The sequence below is a fragment of the Candidatus Skiveiella danica genome, assembly GCF_022705245.1.
Lineage (GTDB): Bacteria > Pseudomonadota > Gammaproteobacteria > Burkholderiales > Burkholderiaceae_C > Skiveiella > Skiveiella danica.
This window is the reverse complement of record NZ_JAKJEW010000185.1, coordinates 1-542: the sequence shown is the minus strand read 5'-3', so window position 1 is coordinate 542 and position 542 is coordinate 1. Positions and strand designations below refer to the sequence as shown.

The following is a 542-nucleotide window of genomic DNA, read 5'->3' as shown; positions in this document are numbered from 1 at the left end:
TGGCGCACCTTGCCGGCCTGCACCAGCTTGGCCAGTGCGGCCAGCTGGTCGTGGATGGAGGTGTAGAACCGGTCCTTGGCGGGGTCGAGGTACAGGCCACCGAAGATGGCCGCATTGCGGTTGGGCCAGTGGATCTGGTACAGGTCGATCACATCGGTCTGCAGCCGGCGCAGGCTGTCGTCACAGGCCTGGGCGATGTGGGCGGGCTGCAGGTCGTCGGCGCCGTCGCGCACCCAGGGCATGCCGCGCGACGGCCCGGCCACCTTGGTGGCCAGCACGATGCGCTGGCGCATGCCCGGGCGGGCGGCCAGCCAGCGGCCGATGATGGTCTCGGTGGCGCCGTAGGTCTCGCGCCGGGCCGGCACCGCGTACATCTCGGCGGTGTCGATGAAGTTGATGTCACGCTCGACCGCCTGGTCGAGGATGGCATGCGCCGTGGGCTCGTCGACCTGCTCGCCGAAGGTCATGGTGCCCAGGCAGATGCGGCTGACCTGGAGGTCGCTGCCGCCGAGGGCGGTGCGGGGGATGGCGTGAGGGGTGCT

General features: G+C 70.7%; 1 protein-coding gene. It reads right to left on the bottom strand.

From position 1 onward, the window contains the following. Positions 1 to 527 (bottom strand): aldo/keto reductase (locus tag ACMUOY_RS20890; RefSeq protein ID WP_413894617.1); only part of this gene is annotated, 527 nt, incomplete at its 3' end. Between the last annotated feature and the right edge of the window lie 15 nt (positions 528 to 542).